At 40.9% G+C, this 21,711-nt stretch carries 17 protein-coding genes; 8 read left to right on the top strand and 9 right to left on the bottom strand.

The annotated features are described in order from the left end of the window. Positions 1–137: 137 nt before the first annotated feature. Both ABZB17_RS01200 and recG read right to left on the bottom strand, forming a co-directional pair. Positions 138–1,133, bottom strand: coding sequence for an aldo/keto reductase (locus ABZB17_RS01200; RefSeq protein WP_372647531.1), 996 nt, complete (start codon positions 1,131–1,133; stop codon positions 138–140). A gap of 49 nt (positions 1,134–1,182) precedes the next feature. Beyond that, positions 1,183–3,285 carry an ATP-dependent DNA helicase RecG gene (gene recG, locus ABZB17_RS01195; protein WP_372647529.1) on the bottom strand — a complete coding sequence of 701 codons (2,103 nt, stop codon included), beginning with the start codon at positions 3,283–3,285 and terminating at the stop codon, positions 1,183–1,185. Between the two features lie 364 nt (positions 3,286–3,649). Between recG and ABZB17_RS01190 the strand changes: the two genes are divergently transcribed. The 3 genes from ABZB17_RS01190 to ABZB17_RS01180 all read left to right on the top strand — a co-directional run bounded on the left by ABZB17_RS01190 (position 3,650) and on the right by ABZB17_RS01180 (position 5,579). Further along, on the top strand, positions 3,650–4,351 hold the full coding sequence (locus tag ABZB17_RS01190) for an ABC transporter ATP-binding protein (protein ID WP_303922797.1): 702 nt from the start codon (positions 3,650–3,652) through the stop codon (positions 4,349–4,351). Between the two features lie 353 nt (positions 4,352–4,704). Beyond that, the gene (locus ABZB17_RS01185) at positions 4,705–5,262 is read left to right on the top strand and encodes a cob(I)yrinic acid a,c-diamide adenosyltransferase (protein WP_163325058.1); all 558 of its coding nucleotides are present in this window, start codon (positions 4,705–4,707) and stop codon (positions 5,260–5,262) included. 95 nt (positions 5,263–5,357) lie between these two features. Next, positions 5,358–5,579, top strand: a complete 222-nt coding sequence (locus tag ABZB17_RS01180; RefSeq protein WP_038562297.1) for a DUF2795 domain-containing protein — start codon at positions 5,358–5,360, stop codon at positions 5,577–5,579. 59 nt (positions 5,580–5,638) lie between these two features. Here the strand turns inward: ABZB17_RS01180 and ABZB17_RS01175 are convergent, their stop codons facing one another. Continuing rightward, positions 5,639–6,058 (bottom strand): DsrE family protein, encoded by a 420-nt coding sequence (locus tag ABZB17_RS01175; protein ID WP_372647526.1) that lies wholly within the window; start codon positions 6,056–6,058, stop codon positions 5,639–5,641. A gap of 11 nt (positions 6,059–6,069) precedes the next feature. Then, a complete protein-coding gene (locus tag ABZB17_RS01170; protein WP_372647524.1) occupies positions 6,070–6,582 on the bottom strand; it encodes a YkgJ family cysteine cluster protein in 513 nt (170 codons plus the stop codon). Between the two features lie 268 nt (positions 6,583–6,850). Between ABZB17_RS01170 and ABZB17_RS01165 the strand changes: the two genes are divergently transcribed. Beyond that, positions 6,851–9,463 carry a glycoside hydrolase family 3 C-terminal domain-containing protein gene (locus tag ABZB17_RS01165; protein ID WP_372647522.1) on the top strand — a complete coding sequence of 871 codons (2,613 nt, stop codon included), beginning with the start codon at positions 6,851–6,853 and terminating at the stop codon, positions 9,461–9,463. A gap of 253 nt (positions 9,464–9,716) precedes the next feature. Next, a complete protein-coding gene (locus ABZB17_RS01160) occupies positions 9,717–10,895 on the top strand; it encodes a S8 family serine peptidase (RefSeq protein ID WP_372647520.1) in 1,179 nt (392 codons plus the stop codon). 88 nt (positions 10,896–10,983) lie between these two features. On the opposite strand, the gene ABZB17_RS01155 is transcribed toward ABZB17_RS01160, so the two are convergent. Both ABZB17_RS01155 and ABZB17_RS01150 read right to left on the bottom strand, forming a co-directional pair. Then, positions 10,984–13,605: a DUF5916 domain-containing protein gene (locus ABZB17_RS01155; RefSeq protein ID WP_372647518.1), complete on the bottom strand. Its 2,622-nt coding sequence runs from the start codon at positions 13,603–13,605 to the stop codon at positions 10,984–10,986. Positions 13,606–13,664: 59 nt separating this feature from the next. After that, a complete protein-coding gene (locus ABZB17_RS01150; RefSeq protein ID WP_372647516.1) occupies positions 13,665–14,348 on the bottom strand; it encodes a hypothetical protein in 684 nt (227 codons plus the stop codon). Between the two features lie 141 nt (positions 14,349–14,489). On the opposite strand from ABZB17_RS01150, the gene ABZB17_RS01145 reads away from it, so the two are divergent. Together ABZB17_RS01145 and ABZB17_RS01140 are read left to right on the top strand one after the other, a co-directional pair. Continuing rightward, entirely contained in the window at positions 14,490–15,323 is an 834-nt protein-coding gene (locus ABZB17_RS01145) for a hypothetical protein (RefSeq protein WP_372647514.1), read from the top strand. Positions 15,324–15,520: 197 nt separating this feature from the next. Then, a complete protein-coding gene (locus ABZB17_RS01140; protein ID WP_372647512.1) occupies positions 15,521–16,396 on the top strand; it encodes a tetratricopeptide repeat protein in 876 nt (291 codons plus the stop codon). A gap of 55 nt (positions 16,397–16,451) precedes the next feature. On the opposite strand, the gene ABZB17_RS01135 is transcribed toward ABZB17_RS01140, so the two are convergent. The 3 genes from ABZB17_RS01135 to ABZB17_RS01125 form a co-directional block, all read right to left on the bottom strand. Further along, positions 16,452–18,656 (bottom strand): S9 family peptidase, encoded by a 2,205-nt coding sequence (locus tag ABZB17_RS01135; protein ID WP_372647510.1) that lies wholly within the window; start codon positions 18,654–18,656, stop codon positions 16,452–16,454. A 231-nt stretch (positions 18,657–18,887) separates the two neighbouring features. After that, positions 18,888–19,838 carry an aldolase catalytic domain-containing protein gene (locus ABZB17_RS01130; RefSeq protein WP_372647508.1) on the bottom strand — a complete coding sequence of 317 codons (951 nt, stop codon included), beginning with the start codon at positions 19,836–19,838 and terminating at the stop codon, positions 18,888–18,890. Then, positions 19,831–20,145, bottom strand: a complete 315-nt coding sequence (locus ABZB17_RS01125; RefSeq protein WP_045033031.1) for a chorismate mutase — start codon at positions 20,143–20,145, stop codon at positions 19,831–19,833. The genes ABZB17_RS01130 and ABZB17_RS01125 overlap by 8 nt, the downstream gene beginning before the upstream one ends. Before the next feature lie 429 nt (positions 20,146–20,574). On the opposite strand from ABZB17_RS01125, the gene ABZB17_RS01120 reads away from it, so the two are divergent. Further along, positions 20,575–21,681 (top strand): aminoacyl--tRNA ligase-related protein, encoded by a 1,107-nt coding sequence (locus tag ABZB17_RS01120; protein ID WP_372647506.1) that lies wholly within the window; start codon positions 20,575–20,577, stop codon positions 21,679–21,681. The last annotated feature ends 30 nt before the right edge of the window (positions 21,682–21,711 follow it).

Here is a 21,711-nt window from a genome sequence, read left to right as displayed (position 1 = left end):
ATTGTCTCAAGACAAAAAGTAAAATCCGCCTGATAAGGCTATAGGAACTAAATTCTTGTGTATAATTTTTATCATCTCAACCATGTCACAATTAGAAACGAACAGATTTCAATATTGGCGATTTGGAAAGCCAAATCTTAGACTTCCAAAACAAGTTGATCAAGTTCATTTTGTATGAATGTAAACTCTTCATCCGAAATGTTTAACTCTGCAGCTTTCAGATTTTCCAAAACCTGTTTTTCATTTCGGGCACCGGCAAGTACACATGTGATTCCGGGTTGATTTATGGTCCAGTTTAAAACCAACTGTGCAAGTGTTGCTTGTTTGGCATCAGCAATTGGTTTTATTTTATCCAGAAATGTGTTGATTCGTGACAAGTTCGGCTCCTTAAAAAACGGAGTGCTCGGACGATGATCACCTTCTGCAAATTTATAACCGGCCGTAATTTTTCCGGTTAAAACACCTCTTTGCAGCGGGCTGTAAGCAATAATGGCTTTATCATTGGCAATGCAGTACGGAACCACTTCGTCTTCTATACCGCGGTTAACCATGCTGTACGGAACCTGGTTCGATGAAAGTGTAAAATACTTTTCAGCTTTCTCCATTTCGTTCATGGAGTAATTACTAACGCCACCGGCGCGGATTTTCCCCTGATCTTTTAATATTTCCAGTGCCTCCATGGTTTCTTCAACAGGAGTAGAACTGTCGGGCCAGTGCTGTTGGTAAAGATCTATATAGTCGGTGCCAAGCCGGCGTAAACTGTTCTCACATTCTTTTATTACACTTTCTTTGCTGCCCAAACGATACAAGTTTACCTCGTTCCCCTGGTTATCAAAAGTCTTTTCGTAATGTATATGACCCGATTTCCGGTCCCACACCAAACCAAACTTGGTTAGCAGTTCAACCTTGCTGCGTTTGCCTTTTATGGCTTTTCCTACAAATTCTTCGCTTTGCCCGAAACCGTAAACCGGTGCAGTATCTATGGTGGTCATGCCATTTGCAACGGCAGCTTCAATGGCTTTAACCGACTCATTTTCTTCGGCTCCGCCCCAAAACCATCCGCCAATGGCCCAGGCGCCAAAAGTAATTGGTGTAATTTTTACGTCTGATGCGGGTAACTGCACTTTATTCATGATGTTCAACTTTTCGGGTGAAAATGTTTCGGGAAGTTAGGGATAAAAATTAACTTATCGAACTCCAGTCGAAGCTTGTATCCTTTGATGATAACAGATTTTTAAGAAGCAGTTGATTTTGCTCTTTCTGTAAAAACGGATCATCATCGAGAATGTCGTTAGCAATGTTTCGGGCCTTTTGAAGAATCTCGCCGTCTTTTCCGAGGTTAGCAATTTTCAGGTCGAAACCCATACCGCTTTGCTGTGTGCCTTCCAAATCGCCGGGGCCACGAAGTTTCATATCTACTTCTGCAATTTCAAAACCATCGTTGGTGCGTACCATTGTTTCCAAACGTTTGCGGCTTTCCGTGCTGATTTTATACGACGACATCAGAATACAATACGATTGTTCGGCACCACGCCCAACGCGACCGCGCAACTGGTGCAACTGCGACAAACCAAAACGTTCGGCACTTTCAATTACCATAACCGCAGCATTTGGCACATCAACACCCACCTCAATTACGGTTGTGGCAACCATAATTTGCGTTTCGCCACGTTTAAAAGCTTGCATAGCATTTTCCTTAATGTTGGGTTTCATCTTTCCATGAACCATGCTGATCTTGTAATCAGGAAAGGTCTCCGAAATATGACGATAACCTTCCTCCAGGTTTTTCAGGTCCATTTTTTCCGACTCCGAAATGAGCGGAAAAACGATATAAACCTGTGTGCCTTTATCGATTTGTTGCTTCAAAAAACGGTTCAGCTGCACTCTTCTGTTTTCGAAAAAGTGCATGGTCTGTATTGGTTTTCGTCCCGGTGGCAATTCATCGATAATCGACACTTCCAGATCGCCATAAACAGTCATGGCCAAAGTACGCGGAATGGGTGTGGCGGTCATTACCAAAATATGTGGCGGAATCAGGTCGTTCTTCTTCCAAAGTTTTGCCCGTTGTGCTACACCAAATCGATGTTGCTCGTCGACGATAACAAGTCCAAGTCGTTTAAAACTAACCGTATCTTCAATCAATGCATGCGTACCAATAATTAGCTGCATCTCTCCCGATTGCAGTGCAGCGTGTAATTCGCGGCGTTGCTTAGCCTTTGTCGATCCGGTTAATAGCCCAACATTTATCCCCATCCCGTCCAGCATTCGGGAAATCGATTGGTAGTGTTGTTGGGCGAGAATCTCGGTTGGGGCCATTAAACAACTCTGGAATTCGTTGTCCATAGCCAGTAACATCGTCATTAATGCCACCAGCGTTTTTCCACTTCCCACGTCGCCCTGCAGCAAACGGTTCATCTGGGACGTTCCGTTAACATCGCGCCGGATTTCCTTGATCACCTTTTTTTGTGCATTGGTAAGATCAAAAGGCAGGTATTTTTCGTAAAACGTATTGAAATTAAAGCCAACCTTTTCAAAATGAAATCCTTTGAATTTTTGATTTCTGTTATGTTTTAACGCCAGTATTTTCAGCTGAATAAAAAACAGCTCCTCAAATTTTAATCGAAAGGTGGCGTTTTTAAGTTCAATTGGTTTTTCCGGTTTGTGAATGGCAGAGAGTGCCTGCTCAAGCGGCATTAATTTTAGCTCGCGGGTGAGGTATTCGGGCAGCGTTTCTTTGATTTTTCCCTTTGCCAGCCCAAGCAAAGTGAGTTGAAATTTGTTAATGGTTTTCGAGGTGAGAAACTGCTTTTTCATTTTCTCGGTGGTGTTGTAGTGCCCCTGAAAAAGCCCGATTGGTTTGAGCTGCATTTCCTGCTCGGTTTCCATTTCGGGGTGGACCACACTAATGCGGCCACTAAACAACGCCGGTTTGCCAAAAACAATATAGGTTTTGTTAATCAGGAGTTGCTCCTTTTGCCATTTTATACCCCTGAACCACACCAGTTCCATGGTGCCGGTGTTATCCGAAAAACGGGCAACAAGCCGCTGTTTGCTTCCGGTGCCAACGGTTTCCATCGAGCGCAAAACGCCTTTCACCTGAATGTATGCCATCTCGGTGTTTATGTCGGAAATATTGTAAAATTTGGTGCGGTCGATGTATTTGTATGGATAATAATAGATCAAATCTCTGAAGGTTTTTATTTTCAGCTCTTTGAATAAAATTTCCGCACGTTTTGGCCCCACGCCGGGTAAAAATTTTATTTCCTGATTGAGAAATTCTGGCATGCAGCAAATATACATATTCACACAAATTGCGGCAACAGCGAATAATACCGAAATATTCAAAAGAAATTAACTGTTGGGTACAGTTTTTGTAATAAAGCGAAAAGTTTTACCATTTGTATTTCAGAGTGAGCCTTAAGCGAAATGGTGAAATTATCCCGATATTTCGGGAGTTAATGCCGATTGAAAGGAGGAATTATCTGAAAATAAGCTTAATTTAATTTCACATCGGTATTACTTATGATAATAAATCTTAAAAAATGCTATTTCCAGTCTGAGAACAGCTGGAAAATCATATTTTTAACAACGATTCGTTCGTTACATGTAATGCGACAAAAAAAATACTACAAATACATAAAATAAAGCTATGCCGGAAAAAATTATTCATCTCGAGAACATTGTAAAAACATATAAGGTTGGAACGCAGGAAGTTCGTGCCCTTCGTTCGGTTTCTATTGATATTTATAAAGGCGAATATGTTGCCATTATGGGCGCCTCGGGTTCGGGGAAATCAACTTTAATGAACATTATTGGCTGTTTGGACACTCCAACCAGTGGAAAATACGTGTTGAACGGAAATGATGTGAGCAGCCTGTCGGATGATAGTTTGGCCGAAATTAGAAACTCGGAGATCGGTTTTGTATTCCAGGTATTTAACCTTTTGCCACGTAATTCAGCTCTTGAAAACGTAATGTTGCCACTGGTTTATGCCGGAAAGCGCAAGGCCGAACGCAAACAAATGGCCGAAGCCACCCTTGTTGACGTAGGATTAGAAGACCGTATGGAACACAAGCCCAACGAATTGTCGGGAGGACAACGCCAACGTGTGGCCATTGCCCGTGCGCTGGTAAATAAGCCTGCTTTACTTTTGGCCGATGAGCCAACCGGTAACCTCGATTCAAAAATTTCGGAAGAAATTATGAAACTTTTTGCTGAAATTCACAGAAAAGGGAACACCCTGGTTATGGTAACCCACGAAGAAGATATTGCCGAACACGCACATCGTATTATAAGATTAAAGGACGGAGAAGTGGAGTCGGATATAATTAATGAGAATCCGATTTATTAACCTAATTTCGATTCTAAAATAGCTCACAGCTTTAGCTATTTTTAGTCAGAAACTTTCACCAATTTTAGAAGTACTATCGGGATAATACAAGAAAATTGGAGGAAGTTTATGGCAAAAAGAGCAAAGCCTATAAGGAAAGTCCTTCTCACGCCATCTTTACAATTAAAATTGTTTGAAATAACCCGTTATTCCTGCATAATTTTAATTCTAAATCTGACGCAATTATGACTTTCTGTGAAAATATTTTAGAAACGAATTTAGGTTATTAACTTTGTAAAATCGTTTACGATATTATATCCCGAATGGTAAACATCTCGGGATTTTTTATGTTCTTCAATTACAAAAGAATTTACATGTCAGGAGATTTTAAAATATATACAAAAACCGGCGACGACGGTACAACTGGACTTGTTGGTGGCAGCCGTGTTAAAAAATACGATCTGCGTTTAGAGAGTTACGGAACGGTTGATGAATTAAATGCCTGTATCGGTGTTATCCGATCATTCGATATTGATCCGGCAGTGAAAGATTTACTGCTGAAAATTCAACATAAACTTTTCAACATTGGTTCGCGCCTGGCTTCGGATGAAAAAGGGCAGGAGTATACAGCGCAACTCATTGTTAAAAATGAAGATATTGAGGTGTTGGAGAAAGCAATTGATTCATACCACGAAACGCTGCCCGAACTGCGGAATTTTATCCTTCCGGGAGGGGAACTGTCAGCAGCTCAGTGCCATATGGCTCGTACCATTTGCCGGAGGGCAGAGCGTCGAATTGTTGAATTCTCAGAACAAACTCCTGTTCAGCCCGAATTGATCAAGTATATTAACCGGCTTTCTGATTATCTGTTTGTTCTGGCCCGAAAACTCGCTCATGACAAAGGGATCGACGAAACAACCTGGCAGTATTGATATTTTTTTTTCAGGAAAGTTTTTTCATATCTATTTTTTGTTATATTCGCGCCAAAGTAAAAAATCGAGTTTAACCACATAAAAACTGTAGACACATGTATTGGACTCTGGAATTAGCATCGAAGTTAGAAGATGCACCTTGGCCGGCAACAAAAGACGAGTTAATTGATTATGCAATACGTTCGGGTGCTCCGCTTGAAGTAATTGAAAACTTGCAGGAGATTGAGGATGAAGGTGAGATGTACGAAAGTATTGAGGATATTTGGCCGGATTATCCAAGTAAGGATGATTTCTTTTTTAACGAAGATGAATACTAGCAATAAAATGATAGTATATAAAGCATCCGTCTGATGGCGGATGCTTTTTTTATTTCTTTTTAGAGGCTTAAAGTTTTCCAGCCTTCTTTTAAGTAGTCGGATAACGGAACGCCCATTCCTTTAACATCAACACCCATTTCGGCTAATTTTTCGTCAACATCGTACATTTTGGCGCAGTATAAACACGCTTCGATTTTTACACCTGCTTCCTGCATCTTTTTAATGTAATCCTGTATCATTTCATTTTCGGCAGCCAGTTTTGCCGATGGTCCCCAAATAATCAGAACCACTTCGTCGAACCAACCTTGCTTTTTGGCATTGTAGGTGTACATAAAAGCCATTTTTTCGGCCACGTCCGGATCGCCGCTGGTCCACAGCACTGCCAGTTTGTTTTTATTTTCCTCCATTGGTTTGTTGTTTGTTGCCATTGCTACACTGCAAAGCAGGATTAAAAATACGAGTACTAAATTACGTTTCATAGTCTAAGATTTTAAATGTCTTTTGCCAATTCTTTTATTGGAATTAAATCAAGTTCCGAGTAGTTGGATAATTGATTCTTAGCAATAAACTCTTTATTCAACAAATAGAGTTTGCTGTTAAATTTATCTTGCGGAAAGGTGTTCTCTTCAGAAAATTCTTCCATATCAAATTCAGTAAAGTTCAGTTCGCAGGCCGATAATTCCCATCCATTATCCTCATTCATATATAACAAGGGTAGCCCATGTGTTCTGCAGATGATTGGCCGCTCGGCATAGATTTCGCATTTGTGGTTATTCAGAAAAATACAACTTGATTCATCTTTATTGGAGTTAAAATTAGGTTTATCACCGCGTTCTTTTAGCGCTTCAACAATGCTGTAAAATTCTACCGGAAAGATGCTGTAATCCATACAACACAGGTCGCAGCCAGCTTTACATTTCATATGTTTTTTGTGTTGCGTTTCCAGTTTTTCCGATAATTCGTCAATGTTATTTCGTAATGTTTTGTATGCAGTAAAATCCATATTTTTCTATTGTTTTTGAAATAGCAAAGGTAAGCAATCAAATGAAAGTGAAAGAAATGGAAAATTTACCCGTCATTAAAACAGAAGTGTCTTTTTTTGGAAAGCAAATCCCTCAATTAGTCGTATATTTGTAATCTTTTGCAGAATAGAACAGAATAGTAATTAGTAAAATAAAAAGAGCACGCAATAAAATTTAAACCACAAGGAATAAAATAGTGCTTGTGTGTTATGTCTGTTGCCAACTAAAAAATAGAACAATTATAAACAGATGAAAAAATCAATTTTAAACCTAATTCTAATTTTTTGTGCTTTTGCAGTATTTGCACAAAATGAAAATCTCGAATTTTTAGATCCGGCGCTTCCGATGGAGGAGCGTGTTGATTTGCTGGTGTCGCAAATGACCCTGCAGGAAAAAGTTGATCAACTGGAGTATACATCAAAAGCAGTTAACCGTTTGCAAGTGCCGGAGTACAACTGGTGGAACGAGTGTTTACACGGAGTGGCCAGGGCAGGTTACGCAACGGTTTTTCCGCAATCGATTAGTATTGCTGCCTCGTGGGATGCCGATTTGGTAAGCCGTGTTGCAGTTGCTATTTCTGATGAAGCGCGTGCAAAACATCATGAGTTTGTTCGTCGCGACAAAAGAGGCATTTACCAGGGACTCACGTTTTGGTCGCCAAACATCAACATCTTCCGCGATCCGCGTTGGGGACGTGGACACGAAACTTACGGTGAAGATCCGTACCTCACCGGAATTTTAGGAACCCGGTTTGTTAAAGGACTTCAGGGCGATGATCCGAAATACCTGAAAGTAGTGGCTACCGCAAAACATTATGCAGTACACTCAGGGCCGGAACCATTGCGTCACGAATTTAATGCGCTGGTAAGCGAACGCGATCTACGCGAAACTTATTTGCCGGCATTTCGCATGTTGGTGAAAGACGGAGGAGCTTATTCAGTAATGGGGGCTTACAACCAGTTCCGCGGAGTTCCGTGTTGTGCCAGCGATGAACTAATTGGTATTTTACGCAACGACTGGGGATTTGATGGTTACATCGTGTCTGACTGTTGGGCTATTTCCGATTTTTTTACTTTTCAGGATTTCTCAAAAGATGCCGCTGAAGCAGCGGCTGTGGCTGTTAAAGCCGGTACCGATTTAAACTGTGGAAATTCATACCGTCATCTTATCGAGGCAGTTAAGCGCGGTTTGATCACGGAGGATGAAATTGATATTGCCGTAAAGCGCTTGTTTACTGCCCGTTTTAAGCTGGGAATGTTTGATCCGAATGAAGACGTGCCTTACGCACAAATTCCATTTTCGGTGAATACATCGAAAGAGAATAATGAGCTGGCACTGGAAGCAGCACGAAAAAGTATTGTTTTACTGAAAAACCAGGATAAAACATTACCGCTTTCAAAAGACATCAAAACTCTTGCTGTTATTGGCCCAAATGCTGATAACTGGGAGTCGCTGGTTGGAAACTACAACGGTATTGCCAAAAATCCGGTAACCGTGTTAAAAGGATTACAAAATAAATTGCCGAACACCAAAATACTTTATGCCGAAGGAAGTCATTTGGCCAAAGGAGTTAGTAACCTGCATGCGATTCCTGCAGAGTTTTTGCAAACCGAGGATGGAACACAAGGTGTAAAAGGGGCGTATTTTAATAATGCAGAACTGGAAGGCGAACCAATGTTTACCCGAATTGATGGAAATATAAATTTTTACTGGGAAGCCGATGCACCAACACCTGAAATGAATGATGATAATTTTAGTGTGCGCTGGACTGGCTACATTGTTCCTCCGGTGAGTGGAGAGTACCGGATTGGATGTTGGGGAATGCCAAAACTAGATATTTGGCTTGAAGGAGAAAAGTTACTGAGTCATAAATCCGAGCACCATGCCTTTCATCACGAAAAGGCTGTAAAAATGGAGGCTGGCAAAAAGTATAAATTTGTTTATGAGTACGCCAACTTTCATGGCGAAGGAGATGCAAAACTGTTGTGGGCTATGCCGAACCAAAACCTGAAACAGGAAGCCGTAGAAGCAGCTCAAAAAGCCGATGCTGTTGTTTTGGTACTTGGCCTTTCGCAACGTCTCGAAGGCGAAGAAATGGAATTGGAAGTAGATGGTTTTGAAGGTGGCGATCGTACACATTTAAAACTTCCGGCAACACAACGCGAATTGATGAAAGCCATTGAAGCAACCGGTAAACCTGTAATTCTTGTTTTACTAAACGGAAGTGCACTGGCGGTTAACTGGGCCGACGAAAACCTGGAAGCAATCATTACTGCAGGTTATCCGGGGCAGGAGGGCGGAAACGCTGTTGCCGATGTGTTGATGGGTGATTATAATCCGGCAGGACGTTTGCCGGTTACCTATTACAAATCAGTTGATCAGTTGCCGCCGTTTGAAGAATACGATATGGAGAACCGCACTTACAAGTACTTCAATGGTGAACCATTATATCCTTTTGGCTACGGATTGAGTTATACTTCTTTTACTTATTCAGATGTAAAACTGGCAAAGCAGGCCAAAATTGGCGATACCATTGAAATTAGTGCCAAAGTAACCAATATCGGAGATGCAGTAGGCGAAGAGGTTGTTCAGCTCTACCTAAAAGACATGGTCGCATCGACACCACGACCGAAATATCAGTTGGAGGGTTTTCAGCGAATTGCGTTAAAACCGGGTGAAACTAAAACGGTGAAGTTTGTACTTGAGCCTCGTCAGTTTTCCATTATTGGCGCTGATGATAAGCGGGTAATCGAACCCGGAGATTTTACACTATTTGTTGGTGGTAGTCAGCCCGAAGGAAAAGGGAAAAATTGTATTTCAAAAACAATTGAATTGAAAGGAAAGAACACTTTTATTGAATAGGGTAAAAATTATGCAACATCGAAAAAGGTCTGCTAACATCTGATTAGCAGACCTTTTTTTTGCTCTTCTATTAAAAAACGATTTTTAATAGAAAAATATGATCTGTATTAAAAGTGTTGATTTTGCTGGCGATTTGTTAAAATAATGAACATATAGTTGAATTGTCGAAGAGGGTATTATAGGAAATAATGAAATTATGTTATAATTTACAATAAAACCAATCGCTGTTTAATTGTTAAAACCTTTATTAATCATGAAAAAGTATTTAGTTTTAATTGTAATGGCACTGGCCATTGTAATTGTTTCTTGTGAAAAAACAGAAGAGTTTTCTGTTACAAACCCCGATCAGGTGGAGTTTATAACTCATTCTGAAGTGGTGATCCCCGGGCAATATATTGTATTGCTCGAATCCTCTAACTTAAAATCTGCTTATAAAAGTAAAGCTGAAGCAGATCGTGCAGTAGCAACTAAAGCGATAAAAATAAGCAACGCTGCCAACATTAATTTGGGTGAGCCCAAAATGGTGTACAGCCAAGCTATTGAAGGTGTAGTTGTAAACATTACTGAAAAGGAAGCCAAGGCCTTAAAATCTACTGATGGTGTTGCCGGTGTTTACGCCGATAAAATGGTAACATTAAAAAAACCTGGAACCGATCCGGGAGATGCTCCTTCCCAGGTTGTTCCTTATGGAATTACACGGGTTGGTGGTACCACATATAACGGAACCAATAAAGCCTGGATTATTGATACGGGTATTGATCTTGACCATCCCGATCTTAATGTTGATCAAACTCTTGGCGTTACATTTATCACCAGAACTACAACCCCGGAAGATGATAATGGACACGGATCACATTGTGCAGGTATAGTTGCAGCAATCGACAACGAAATTGGAGTTGTTGGTGTAGCAGCAGGCGCAACCGTTGTTCCTGTTAAAGTTCTGGATCGAAAAGGTTCCGGAGCCTATTCCGTAATTATTGCCGGAGTTGATTATGTTGCTGCAAATGCCGATCCCGGTGATGCAGCAAATATGAGTTTAGGCGGTGGTGTTTATGAGCCTATCGACCTGGCTGTTGCCAATCTTGGAGCGCAAGGTATATACGTGGCACTTGCTGCCGGAAATGAATCAGATGATGCCGAAAACCACTCGCCGGCAAGAACTGAAGGAGTTAATATCTATACCGTTTCGGCAATGGATAGCAATGACTACTGGGCTTATTTCTCAAATTATGGCGAACATGTTGATTACTGCGCTCCCGGAGTAAGCATTCTTTCTTGTTACAAGAGTGGTGGTTTTGCAACCATGAGCGGAACATCAATGGCTGCTCCACATGTTTGTGGATTGTTGCTGGCAACCGACGGACATCTGTCAACAGATGGATACGTATCCGGTGATCCTGATGGAGATGCAGAACCAATTGCGCATATGTAGTTAAAATAATCAAATATAAACCCCGATTGGTAAAATAAAAGGCGCAGTTATTAGCTGCGCCTTTTTAAATTACCCTTCGCATAGTAAGCTATCTTCCAATTCGGTACGAAAATTTTACCAGGAAGACATTATGTGGTTTCTCATCAAAGAGATCAGATAAGTCGTTACCAAAATTAAAGTTCCCCCTGTTGTCATAACAGCCACGGTTTTGCGACCATACCAGGTAGATCATTGAACCGGGACGATATTCCCAGCGAACTACCAGGTTTGATAAGAACTCTTTTACATTAAAATCGGGATTGTCAAAACTATAATCGGTTTGGCCATTTAAGGTTTCATCAATGTGGTATACACTGTTCTCGGTGTCGTAAGTAATCTGCTCACCCGAGTACAATGCAAACCGGTCGTTTATATCATCTGCTTTACTATCAGTTATGTATTTAAACGCATCGTAATCGCCGGTTGCAATAAAAGGCTGTCCCCAAAATTGCACGGTCAAATCAGGCGTTACATTATAATTTATCCGAATCGATGTACTGAACGTTTTTTGCTGAATGGTTCCCATTATGTAACGTTTGTCGTTCATGTGGTCTTGCTGCGTAATATATTGAAGCTGATTGTCGCTTACGCCGAATTCCGGACTAATTTCAATTTGCATGGCCTTAACGGGGCGGTATCCAAATTCTACCTCAAAGCTTTTTCTCGAGTAGTAACCTTTTTCGTTACTCCAGTTCATTCCTCCATCGGCTCCGTATGTGAATTTCTTCTGTGGGTTGGAAAATAAACCGGCATAAAAACTGTGATTTCCGGGAGTTTTCATCGCCGGGCCGCCACGTAGTGCCGAATGTGAAAGCTGTTCGCCGTTAAAATTTATACTTGAAAAGGCCCGCCAAAAGTTTTTAAACTGGGCATGCCCGTTAATATTACCACCAGCTCCCAATAAATTGCCGCCAAAATCAGAACCAGTCCACTGGTTAAAGTTAAGGCCCATACTCCTGAAAATGGAGAAGGGCTCGAACCATCGATATCCTACCCAAAAGGCTTGCATAATCTCGTCAACCTCGGGTGTGTAACCAATATCATTAATTTCCAAACCCGGCGATTTCCAGCTAAATATTCCTGCAAATTTCAGTCTTCCTCCGCTTTTACCGATATTGAATTTTCCGCCGGTGCCCGAAAGTGAAGTTCGTGTTGAATCAAGTGTAACATAGTCGGCATCAGGGCGCTGATAGGTTCGCGAATAGGAAGTTTGCGTGTTCTGGATCGCTTCTTCGCTACCTTCAACACGGCTAAAATATACTCCACCATCTACAAACCAATCTTTGTTGTGCCATTTGTGTACAAAATCAACACCGCCGGTGTAAGCGTTTTTGTGCAAAAACTCCAGATGCTCATCATTTATATTTCTGTTGACGGCGGTTAGCATTCCACCTATATAAGTATTGCCCTCGTCAAAATCCTTCTGAACTCTGCCTACGAAATAATTGGTTAAGGGCTCAACCACCTCGGTTTTGTTGCCCGAAATGCCTTTTATTTCAGCTTCTTCTTCTGCAGTTACACTTTCAATTACCCCGATGGACCAGCCGCTTTTTGTTTTTCCGGTTATTTTTGCTGCACCCAGTATACGAGTAAAATCAGGTGTGTCGGCATATTCATCATTTGCCAGATCGGGAGAATGATTGGGGCGTCGTCCGATTCGGCGCGAGTAAAACAGGTTATTGGCCGATTGATCGCCATCGCCAAAAGCAAGTTTGTATGACAGGATGTTGTTACCCTCGATAAAAAATGGTCGCTTCTCTCTGAAGAAGGTTTCGTAAGTACTTAGGTTTACCTGCGACGGGTCGGCTTCAACCTGCCCAAAATCGGGGTTAATCGTTAAATCCATAGTCAGGTAGTTGGTGAGACCGATTTTGGCATCTAAACCGGCATCAAAACCATTTGATTTTCCCGATTTCAGAAATGGATTTTCAGGCTCCTTTTCAAAACGTTCAGTACGGGCAACCATATATGGAGTAACATTCAATGAGTTTTGTGGTTTTATATTTTCAATTCCCCGTAAAATACCAAACTGCGAGGTAAAACCAGCCGTTTCGCGTTTCATGGGTTGCCACGACGAAAGTTCGTCTTCCCTGAAAATATAGCGAAATACATTCAGTCCCCAAATCTGTTCGTCGTTTTCATCAAACCGCAATTGGGTGAGGGGAATCCTCATTTCTGCGTTCCATCCGCTTTTAGTTAATGATGTTTTTGCATACCAAATCGGGTCCCAGGTATCGTCTTCGTTATCGCCATCATTGGTACTTACCATATCCGAACGTACTCCTGCTGCCGATACTATAAATGCAAATGAGGTTCGTTTGTCAAAATACGAGTCGATATAAACGCCGGCAAGATCGCCATTTGTCTCATCTCGTCGGGTCATCCGCATGGAAATACTGTCCGGATCATCGAACGATCGTATAGCCACATAAAGGTTGTTGGCATTGTATAAAATGGCATATTCTGTTTGCCGGGTTGGCGCTTCACCTTCGTTGGGCTCGTGCTGAATAAAGTTGTTTTCCCAGTTGGCATTTTGCCATTCCTGTTCATCAAAAACACCGTTAATATTTATTTCAAGGTTTTCGGCGGTTGTAGCTTTGTAAGTTCGTTTCTCCTGTGCAGATATGGTTTGTATAAATACAAAGAATAAGAGGACAGTCGCAATTTTCATTGAATGGTTTTTTCAATAAGACTGTCAAATTTTAAATGTGTTACACTATAAATTACTTTTTAAGATTTTTCGATGTGATTTTTAGTCATATTTATTCTGCTGGCTCCCATATAAAAGAACCATGCAGCAATAGCCATTAAAACATGACTGGCCGAAATGTGGTTAAACCACTGATGTATGGAAATATTATTCATAAAAAATAAAGCAGCAACAGCTGCAAAAGCAACACCGATAAGAATGAATTTGCTGGCTTTATTACGAGTTTTTATGAATAGAAATCCTTCTAGCGAAAGCACAACAAACATTAACCCGTAACCTGAATGAAATTCTACATAAAAAAAATTGAGCGTAACAATTGTTAATGTTAAAAAGGTTAGAAATTCAATAATATTCAGGAACCCTAAAATCTTTACTATCTTCTTTGAAAGTTCTATTCGCGTGTGCTCAATCGCTGCCCGCTCTACAAACATTATTGAAAACATACTTGTTATCCATCCTGGTAATTTCCAGTAAAAGTTAAAATTATACAGAAATGCATGACCAATTAGTCCTCCTAAAGCCGTTGCTATTCCCATTATCAGGAAGTAAAGTTTGAAATAGGTAAATACCTTTTCGTTTTTGTTTTTATTGTGAATTTTATAGGCAAAAATGAAACACAGAACCGAAACAAGGAGATCGGTGAGGGTAACAACCGGCTCGTCAATCTTTACTCCAAAAAGGTATATCGTGTTTATTTCTTCCATCCAGATTATTGAGGTGTTTAAACAGCATATTATGTTTTAACTATAATGGACTGCTGCTTTTTTTGTTCAAAAAGCACTATTGATTTTTATTTATTGAGTAGCTTTATCAAAAATCAAAATAACCAACGAGAAATCCAAATTATGAAACAGTCTTGTATTTTTATTTTGTTACTCCTTTCAACTTATTGTTTTTCATGCGCTAATGAAACGGAAAAAGAAAAACGGTTTAATGCAGAAAAAGACTTGCTGGTAATGCAGTTCGACTGCAAAACCGATGTAGACGATATTCACTCGGCTGCTGCTTTTAAAACCTTGCTTTCCAGCCCTGAGTTTAAAAAAGTCAACTACTTTGCAGTTGCCGGAACATATGGGATTCAGGAGGGATTATATGTGCCTCCAAACGAGCTTTTTCAGCAGGCATTTAAAGATAAGTGGGCTGATGCACATGCGAACCGGACAAAAGCGATTGAGCAAATGAAAAAGGTATCACTTCAATGTCTGCAAAAAGGAGGAAATGTTTGGATTGCAGAGGCCGGACAATCTGATTTTTCGGCAGCGCTTATAAAAGCCATTCAAAAACATACGCCTGAAATTAAGACTACCGAACGAATTCATATTGTGCAACACAGTAATTGGAATGAAGAGGTTACATCACCAGAAAGCCTGGCTTATGCGAAAGCGAACAGTCATTACCATAAAATTCCTGATGGCAATGCAGTAGGTAACGGAACTCCGGGTTTTAGAACTCCTGGCTACAGCGATTGGAAAACTAAATTAAAAGATGCTGAGCTACTGAAGTTGTGGCAACTGGCCGTTGAAATTGGTTTGAGGTACAACGGTAAAGACGGGCGATACAACAATGAAGCAGTTGCTGCTGGTGGGCTTGATTTTTCTGACTTGTCGGAAGTTTGCTGGATTTTGGGATTGCAGGATATAAAAGATACCGATGAGTTTATCAATACTTTTGGACGGTAGAATCTAATCCGGTACTGAACGATGAAGCCTTTTTGAATATCAGTAAAGATATTGACTAAAAAGAGGACAATTAAGCAGATATTCTCGTTGGTCAGACAAATTTTGATTAAATCAGGTTAACGATTTTTAGCTATACCAACAGATAAAAGGTGTTTCACGATAATTTATTTAGTTTTGGCCCTCGAAAATAAAAAACTATGGCTAAAAAGAAATTATTATGGGGCGCTGTTATGGCTGTTTTTCTGGCATCGTGCGGAGCACCAAAAGTATTGATCACCCCAAAAACTGAAGCAACAAATTTTGAAGCAACAGGAAATTATTCGCAGGCACTGACTGCCTGGGCGAGTTATTTCGAAACAACAGCAATTGAGGAGGTAGCTGGGGCAGATTTCGCTCAGGCGGCAAAAACGGCATTTAAAGCCGGCAACGCTGCACAGGCAATCGGTTGGTTCGATCAGGCGCGTTATAAAAATTATGCTGATGCCGGAATGTACCAAACACTGGCCGCTATATACAAGCAACAGGATAATTTATCGAAAGAATTATCGGCACTGGAGTACATCACCGAAAATTTCGGGAGCGATAATAGCGAAGTTAATACACGTTTACTGGCTATTTATACCGAAATTGATGCAAACGACAAAGCTTTGGCAGTGTGGGAAACATTGGATGGTGTTTCAAGAAATAAAGAGAAGAATCTTGATTATTACTTTGAGGTGAATAAAGCATTGGAAAACAAAGCTGTTTGCGATAGTTTGGCTGAAGTATTGCTGGATAAAAATCCCGACCATATGGATGCATTGGAATGGAACGCAAAAAAATATTACTGGGCCGGTCAAAACCGCTACGAACGCGAAATGGCGAAATACAACGCGAACAAAACCCGCAAAAACTATAACACGCTTTTAAAAGAACTGGATTTGGTAACTGCCGATTTTAAAAAAGCTTTACCTTATTTAGATAAACTTTGGAAGCTGAATCCCGGAAAAGAATATGCCGGTTACCTGGCCAATATATACGCCCGGTTTGGAGACGAAGACAAGACCGAATATTATAAAAACTATATGAAGTAAAAAAAAATGGCTGCTAATCAATTAGCAGCCATTTCTTTTTTATAGCATTCTTTTTTTATTTCTCCATCAAATTAGCCTTCAGAAAATTCACCATTTTGGTGTACAAATGCATACTTGTATTTCCGCCCCGTATTCCATGGTTGCGGTTGGTGTACATCGCCATTTCGAACTGCACGCCCGCCTGTACCATTTTTTCGGTCATTTCATAAGTATTTTGTGCATGCACGTTATCGTCGGCTGTTCCGTGAACAATCAATAAATTCCCTTTTATATCTCCTGCATGAGAAAGTGGTGAGTTATCGTCGTAACCTTCCGGGTTTTCTTCAGGCGTGCGCATAAAACGTTCGGTGTAAACAGTGTCGTAAAAACGCCAGCTGGTTACCGGTGCAACCGCAATACCGGCTTTAAAAAGATCGCCACCTTTTTCAAGCGTTAACAGGGTCATAAACCCACCGTAACTCCACCCGAAAATAGAAATGTTCTCAGCATCAACATAAGGCAGGGTGGTGAGGTATTTTGCGGCTTCCACCTGGTCGTCTGATTCGTATTTCCCCAATTGCATATAGGTCACTTTCCTGAAATCTTCGCCACGGGCACCAGTTCCGCGTCCATCAACGCAAACCACCAGAAAACCTTCCTGTGCCAGGTATTCATTCCAGCTAATGCCACCCCACGAGTCTCTAACGCTTTGAGAATTCGGGCCGCTGTACTGTGTCATAAAAACCGGATATCTTTTCGAGGCATCAAAATCGTTGGGTTTTAGCATCCAGCCATTCAGTTCAATTCCTTCAGATGTGGTAAACGTGAAAAACTCCTTTTGCGGAATTTGCAAACTCTTAACAGTATTTTTTAATACCGTATTGTCTTGCAGAAATCGGATTTGTTCGCCCTTTTTATTGTCGTGCAAGGTAATGTAATTCGGCACTTTTGCACTGCTGTAATAGTTAATGTAGTATTTAAAGTTGGTGCTGAAAACCGCGCTGTTTGTTCCTTCAAGCGTCGATAGTTTTCCTTTCTCCTCTTTATCCTGGCTAACGTAATAAACCTCGCGCCGCAAAGGCGATTCGGCAGCAGCCTGGTAGTAATAAAGTTCTTTTTCGGCATCGTAACCATAAAAGTCGGTTACATCAAATTCGCCTTCGGTGAGCTGGGCAATTTCAAAACCTTGTTTGTCGTAGAGGTACAAGTGCGACCAGCCATCGCGTTCGCTTTGAACCACAAAACTTCCATCTTCCAAATAGGTGAATGCATCCAGAAAATTCTCGGCAATGTAGCGCTTGTTTTTCTCTGTAAGGAAGTTACGCGAGTCGCCAGTGTACGGATTGGCATATAAAAGGTCTATTTGGTTTTGGTGGCGGTTTAAACGCATAATAACCAGCTCGTTATCATCGGGAGTCCATTTTAAGCGCGGTATATAAATATCGGTTTTTTCGCCAATGTCAACTTTAATGGCAATTTTGGTTTTCACTTCGTACGAATAAACTTCTACCTTCGAGTTGGCTTCACCGGCTTTGGGGTATTTAAAAGTGTATTCTCCGGGATACAATTTATTGTCGCTTATCGTCGGTGCGGCTCCGGCGTACATAGGCATTGAAAATTCAGGCACTTCCGTTTCATCAAAACGAATGTAAGCAAGAAATTTGCTGTCGGGCGACCACCAAAAAGCCTTGTTGAAGCCAAATTCTTCTTCGTAAACCCAGTCGGGAGCACCGTTTATAATCTCGTTAAATTTTCCATCAGTAGTTGCCTGGTGAGTGCTTCCAAAACGTAAGTTTTTAATGAAAATATTGTTGTCGCGTACATAGGCCACGTAATTACCATCGGGCGAAAAAGTTGCCAGTTGCTGGGCACCTTTGTCTGAAAGTTGTGTAAGTTCTTCGGTAACCGAATTCCACACATAAAACTCTGCCGTGTACGAGTGGCGATAAATCGATTTACGCTCGGTTGTCAGCAATATTTTTGTTTCGTCATCACTAAATTCGTAGGCCGAAAACGAAGAAATAGGGGCATCCTTAACTTTGGTAATATCAAAAAGAACTTCAACTTCTTCACCGGTTTGGTAGCTGTATTTTACAATCTGGGTTTGTTGCTCCAATGTGGTGTAATGGATTCCGTCGTTCATCGAACGCAAGCCGTAAACCGACTGTGCCCGAAAAGTTCCTTTTACTAAAATATCTTCTAACGTAATTTTTTGCGGCTGTTGTGCCTGTACCGTAAAAACGGTTAAAAATGTGACCAATAAAATAAACAGTTTCTTCATGTCATTTCTTTTGTATGGTGAACAAAAATAGAAAAATGTTCATCGAATGATGAATGACATTTAAAGAATATCAGAATTTAAACGATAGGAAATTTTCTTACGGTGGCGCCCCGCAATAAAAAAACATGCAGAATGTTGCAATAATTGAGACCTGGAGTATAAAAAAAGGATGCGATCCTCGTAGCTGTCAGTTACGGATGCATCCTTTTTCGCTTTAATCCAAATCTATTTCTATTCTAAAAGCTCGTAGTCGTGCATTTCTTTCATAAAAGCAACAAAGTCATCTTTCTTTTCCGTATCCATCCATTGCATAGCGCTTCGTGGATGTTCGTTTAAGGCTCCGGTAATTAAATATGGGATGTGGTAACCCCAGTCGATTTTTTCCTGCCAAGGTTTTACCTGCGTTTGAATGGCTTCCAGCAACGGAAGAAGCCGGTATTTAGGGTTTTTCAGAAATGCGATAAGAATTTCAATGGGGCAGTTTCCGGCACCACGGCCCATTCCCAGCAAAGTGGCATCAAGCATGGTAACGCCGTTAATCAACGATGTTACGGTGTTCGACATTGCCAGTTGCATGTTGTTGTGCGCATGAATTCCCAATTCTTTTCCGGGCAGGGCAGCAGCATATTTTTTTACCAGCTTCTCAATGCTTTCGCAATACAAGCTACCAAAGCTGTCTACCACATAAATAATAGGTACCCGCGATTTTGCAAGGGTGATCAGGGCTTCATCCAAATCCGATTCGTTAACTTTCGAAACGGCCATCAGGTTAATGGTAACTTCGTAACCTTTGTCCATACAATGTTCGGCCAGCCAAATGGCTTTATCAACCTGGTGACAGTAGCAGGCAACACGCATCATATCAATCAGACTTTCGTTTGCCGGCGGAATATCTTCCGGTGCAATACGGCCAATATCGGCCATTGCCGAAAGTTTTAGCTTGGTATCGTTATCGCCAACAACACGACGCAGATCTTTATCGTCGCAAAATTTCCATGGACCAACTTCATCTCTCGAAAAAGCCGATTCGCTGCTTTTGTAGCCAATTTCCATGTAATCAACACCGGCTTCAACACAACCTTTGTACACGCCACGTACAAAATCGTCGCTAAATTGCCATTTGTTCATCAGCCCGCCATCGCGAACTGTACAGTCCATTACTTTTATGTCTGCTTTATACATTACTGTTATTTTTGTTTTTTAATAAGTTCATTTCGTGCTTAATGTTGCTCTCTACCAAAAGCGTGTATATCTGCTCAAAAACGTCGGCATTTAATCCTTTCGATTCTGCCCAATCTCTGCGCTGCTGAATTACCGCATCTTTTCTTTCCTGCGCTATAATTGCATCTTTATCGTTTTTAAATCGAACAACGGCTTCCACATATTTATGTCGCTCGGCAAAGAGTAAAATGATATGTTCATCAATTTTGTCAATCTCATTTCTAAGTTCTTCCAGAGAATGACAATCTTTCGGATCTTTAAACCCCATACTTCAAAAAATTAATATCTATTGATTTTTATTGCTGTCTCCCACAAAGAAATCAATAAAATGCCAAGAAATGCATTAAAATATAATTGCAAATGCGCATTTAGTATTAATTTAAATACAATCTGAATAGAAAAGCTTTAAATTGAAAGTTGCTTCCGATTGTGAAATGCACTCGGAATTACTTAGCAACTTTTAGTGAATCTGGCATTTAACAGCCCAGTGTTGAAAAAACGTTACAATTGCCTAATATGCAGGCACCCGATGCTTTCTAGTATCAATGTATTGATTATCTTTGCCGCTCGATAGTAATTTAGCTTTGCAGCAGAAGATTTTAAAACCGAAAACTTCTGACTGTATTTGAATTACAACATTTAGAATAACAGATAGATTTCAATAGCAATATTGAAGCAAAAAAATAGTAACAGTAAAATGATAAAAATTACACTTCCTGACAACAGTGTGCGCGAGTTTGCGGAGCCTGTTAGTGGTTTAGAGATTGCCAAATCGATCTCGAACCGTCTGGCAAAGGATGTGCTGTCGATTTCGGTTGACGGCGAAGTTTGGGATTTATCGCGGAAAATTGACCACGATGCCAATATTAAACTGCACACGTGGGACGACAGAGAAGGAAAAGAGACATTCTGGCACTCATCAGCTCACTTAATGGCTGAAGCTATTGAAGCTTATTATCCGGGTACCAAATTTGGTATTGGCCCAACTGTTGATACCGGATTTTATTACGATATCGATCTTCCTGAAGGAAAAGTGCTTTCGGAAAAAGACCTGCAAAAAATCGAGCAAAAAATGCTTGAACTGGCACGTCAGAAAAACGATATAGTTCGTTCTGATATTTCGAAAGAAGATGCATTGGCCAAGTTCACTGAAAAGAACGATGAGCTAAAGCAGGAGTTGATTAGCGAATTGGAAGACGGAACGATTACCTTGTACAAACAGGGAAATTTTACTGATTTATGCCGTGGGCCACACTTGCCAAACACCAGCTATATTAAAGCCATTAAATTAACGGCAATTGCAGGTGCTTACTGGCGTGGCGACGAAAAAAATAAAATGCTTACCCGTGTTTACGGTGTTACTTTCCCAAAAGCAAAAATGCTTGAGGAATACCTGCAAATGCTTGAGGAAGCCAAAAAACGCGACCACCGGAAAATCGGTAAGGAAATGCAGTTGTTCACCTTTTCTGAAGCTGTTGGACAAGGTTTGCCGTTGTGGCTGCCAAAAGGAGCACAGTTGCGCGAACAGCTGGAGAATTTCCTGAAAAAGGTACAAAAGAAATACGGTTACGAGCAGGTGATGACACCACATATCGGCGATGTGAAGTTGTATAAAACTTCAGGTCACTTTCAAAAGTACGGACAAGACTCTTTTCAGCCAATAAGTACACCGGCAGAAGGAGAGGAGTATCTGTTGAAGCCGATGAACTGTCCGCACCACTGCGAAATTTACAAAGCATGGCCACGTTCGTACAAAGACCTTCCGGTGCGTATGGCCGAGTTTGGTACGGTTTATCGTTATTAACAAAGTGGCGAGTTGCACGGTTTAACTCGT

Source organism: Draconibacterium sp. (assembly GCF_041583095.1).
Classification (GTDB): domain Bacteria; phylum Bacteroidota; class Bacteroidia; order Bacteroidales; family Prolixibacteraceae; genus Draconibacterium.
The sequence above is the reverse complement of the archived record's forward strand: the minus strand, read 5'-3'. Positions and strand labels throughout refer to the sequence as shown.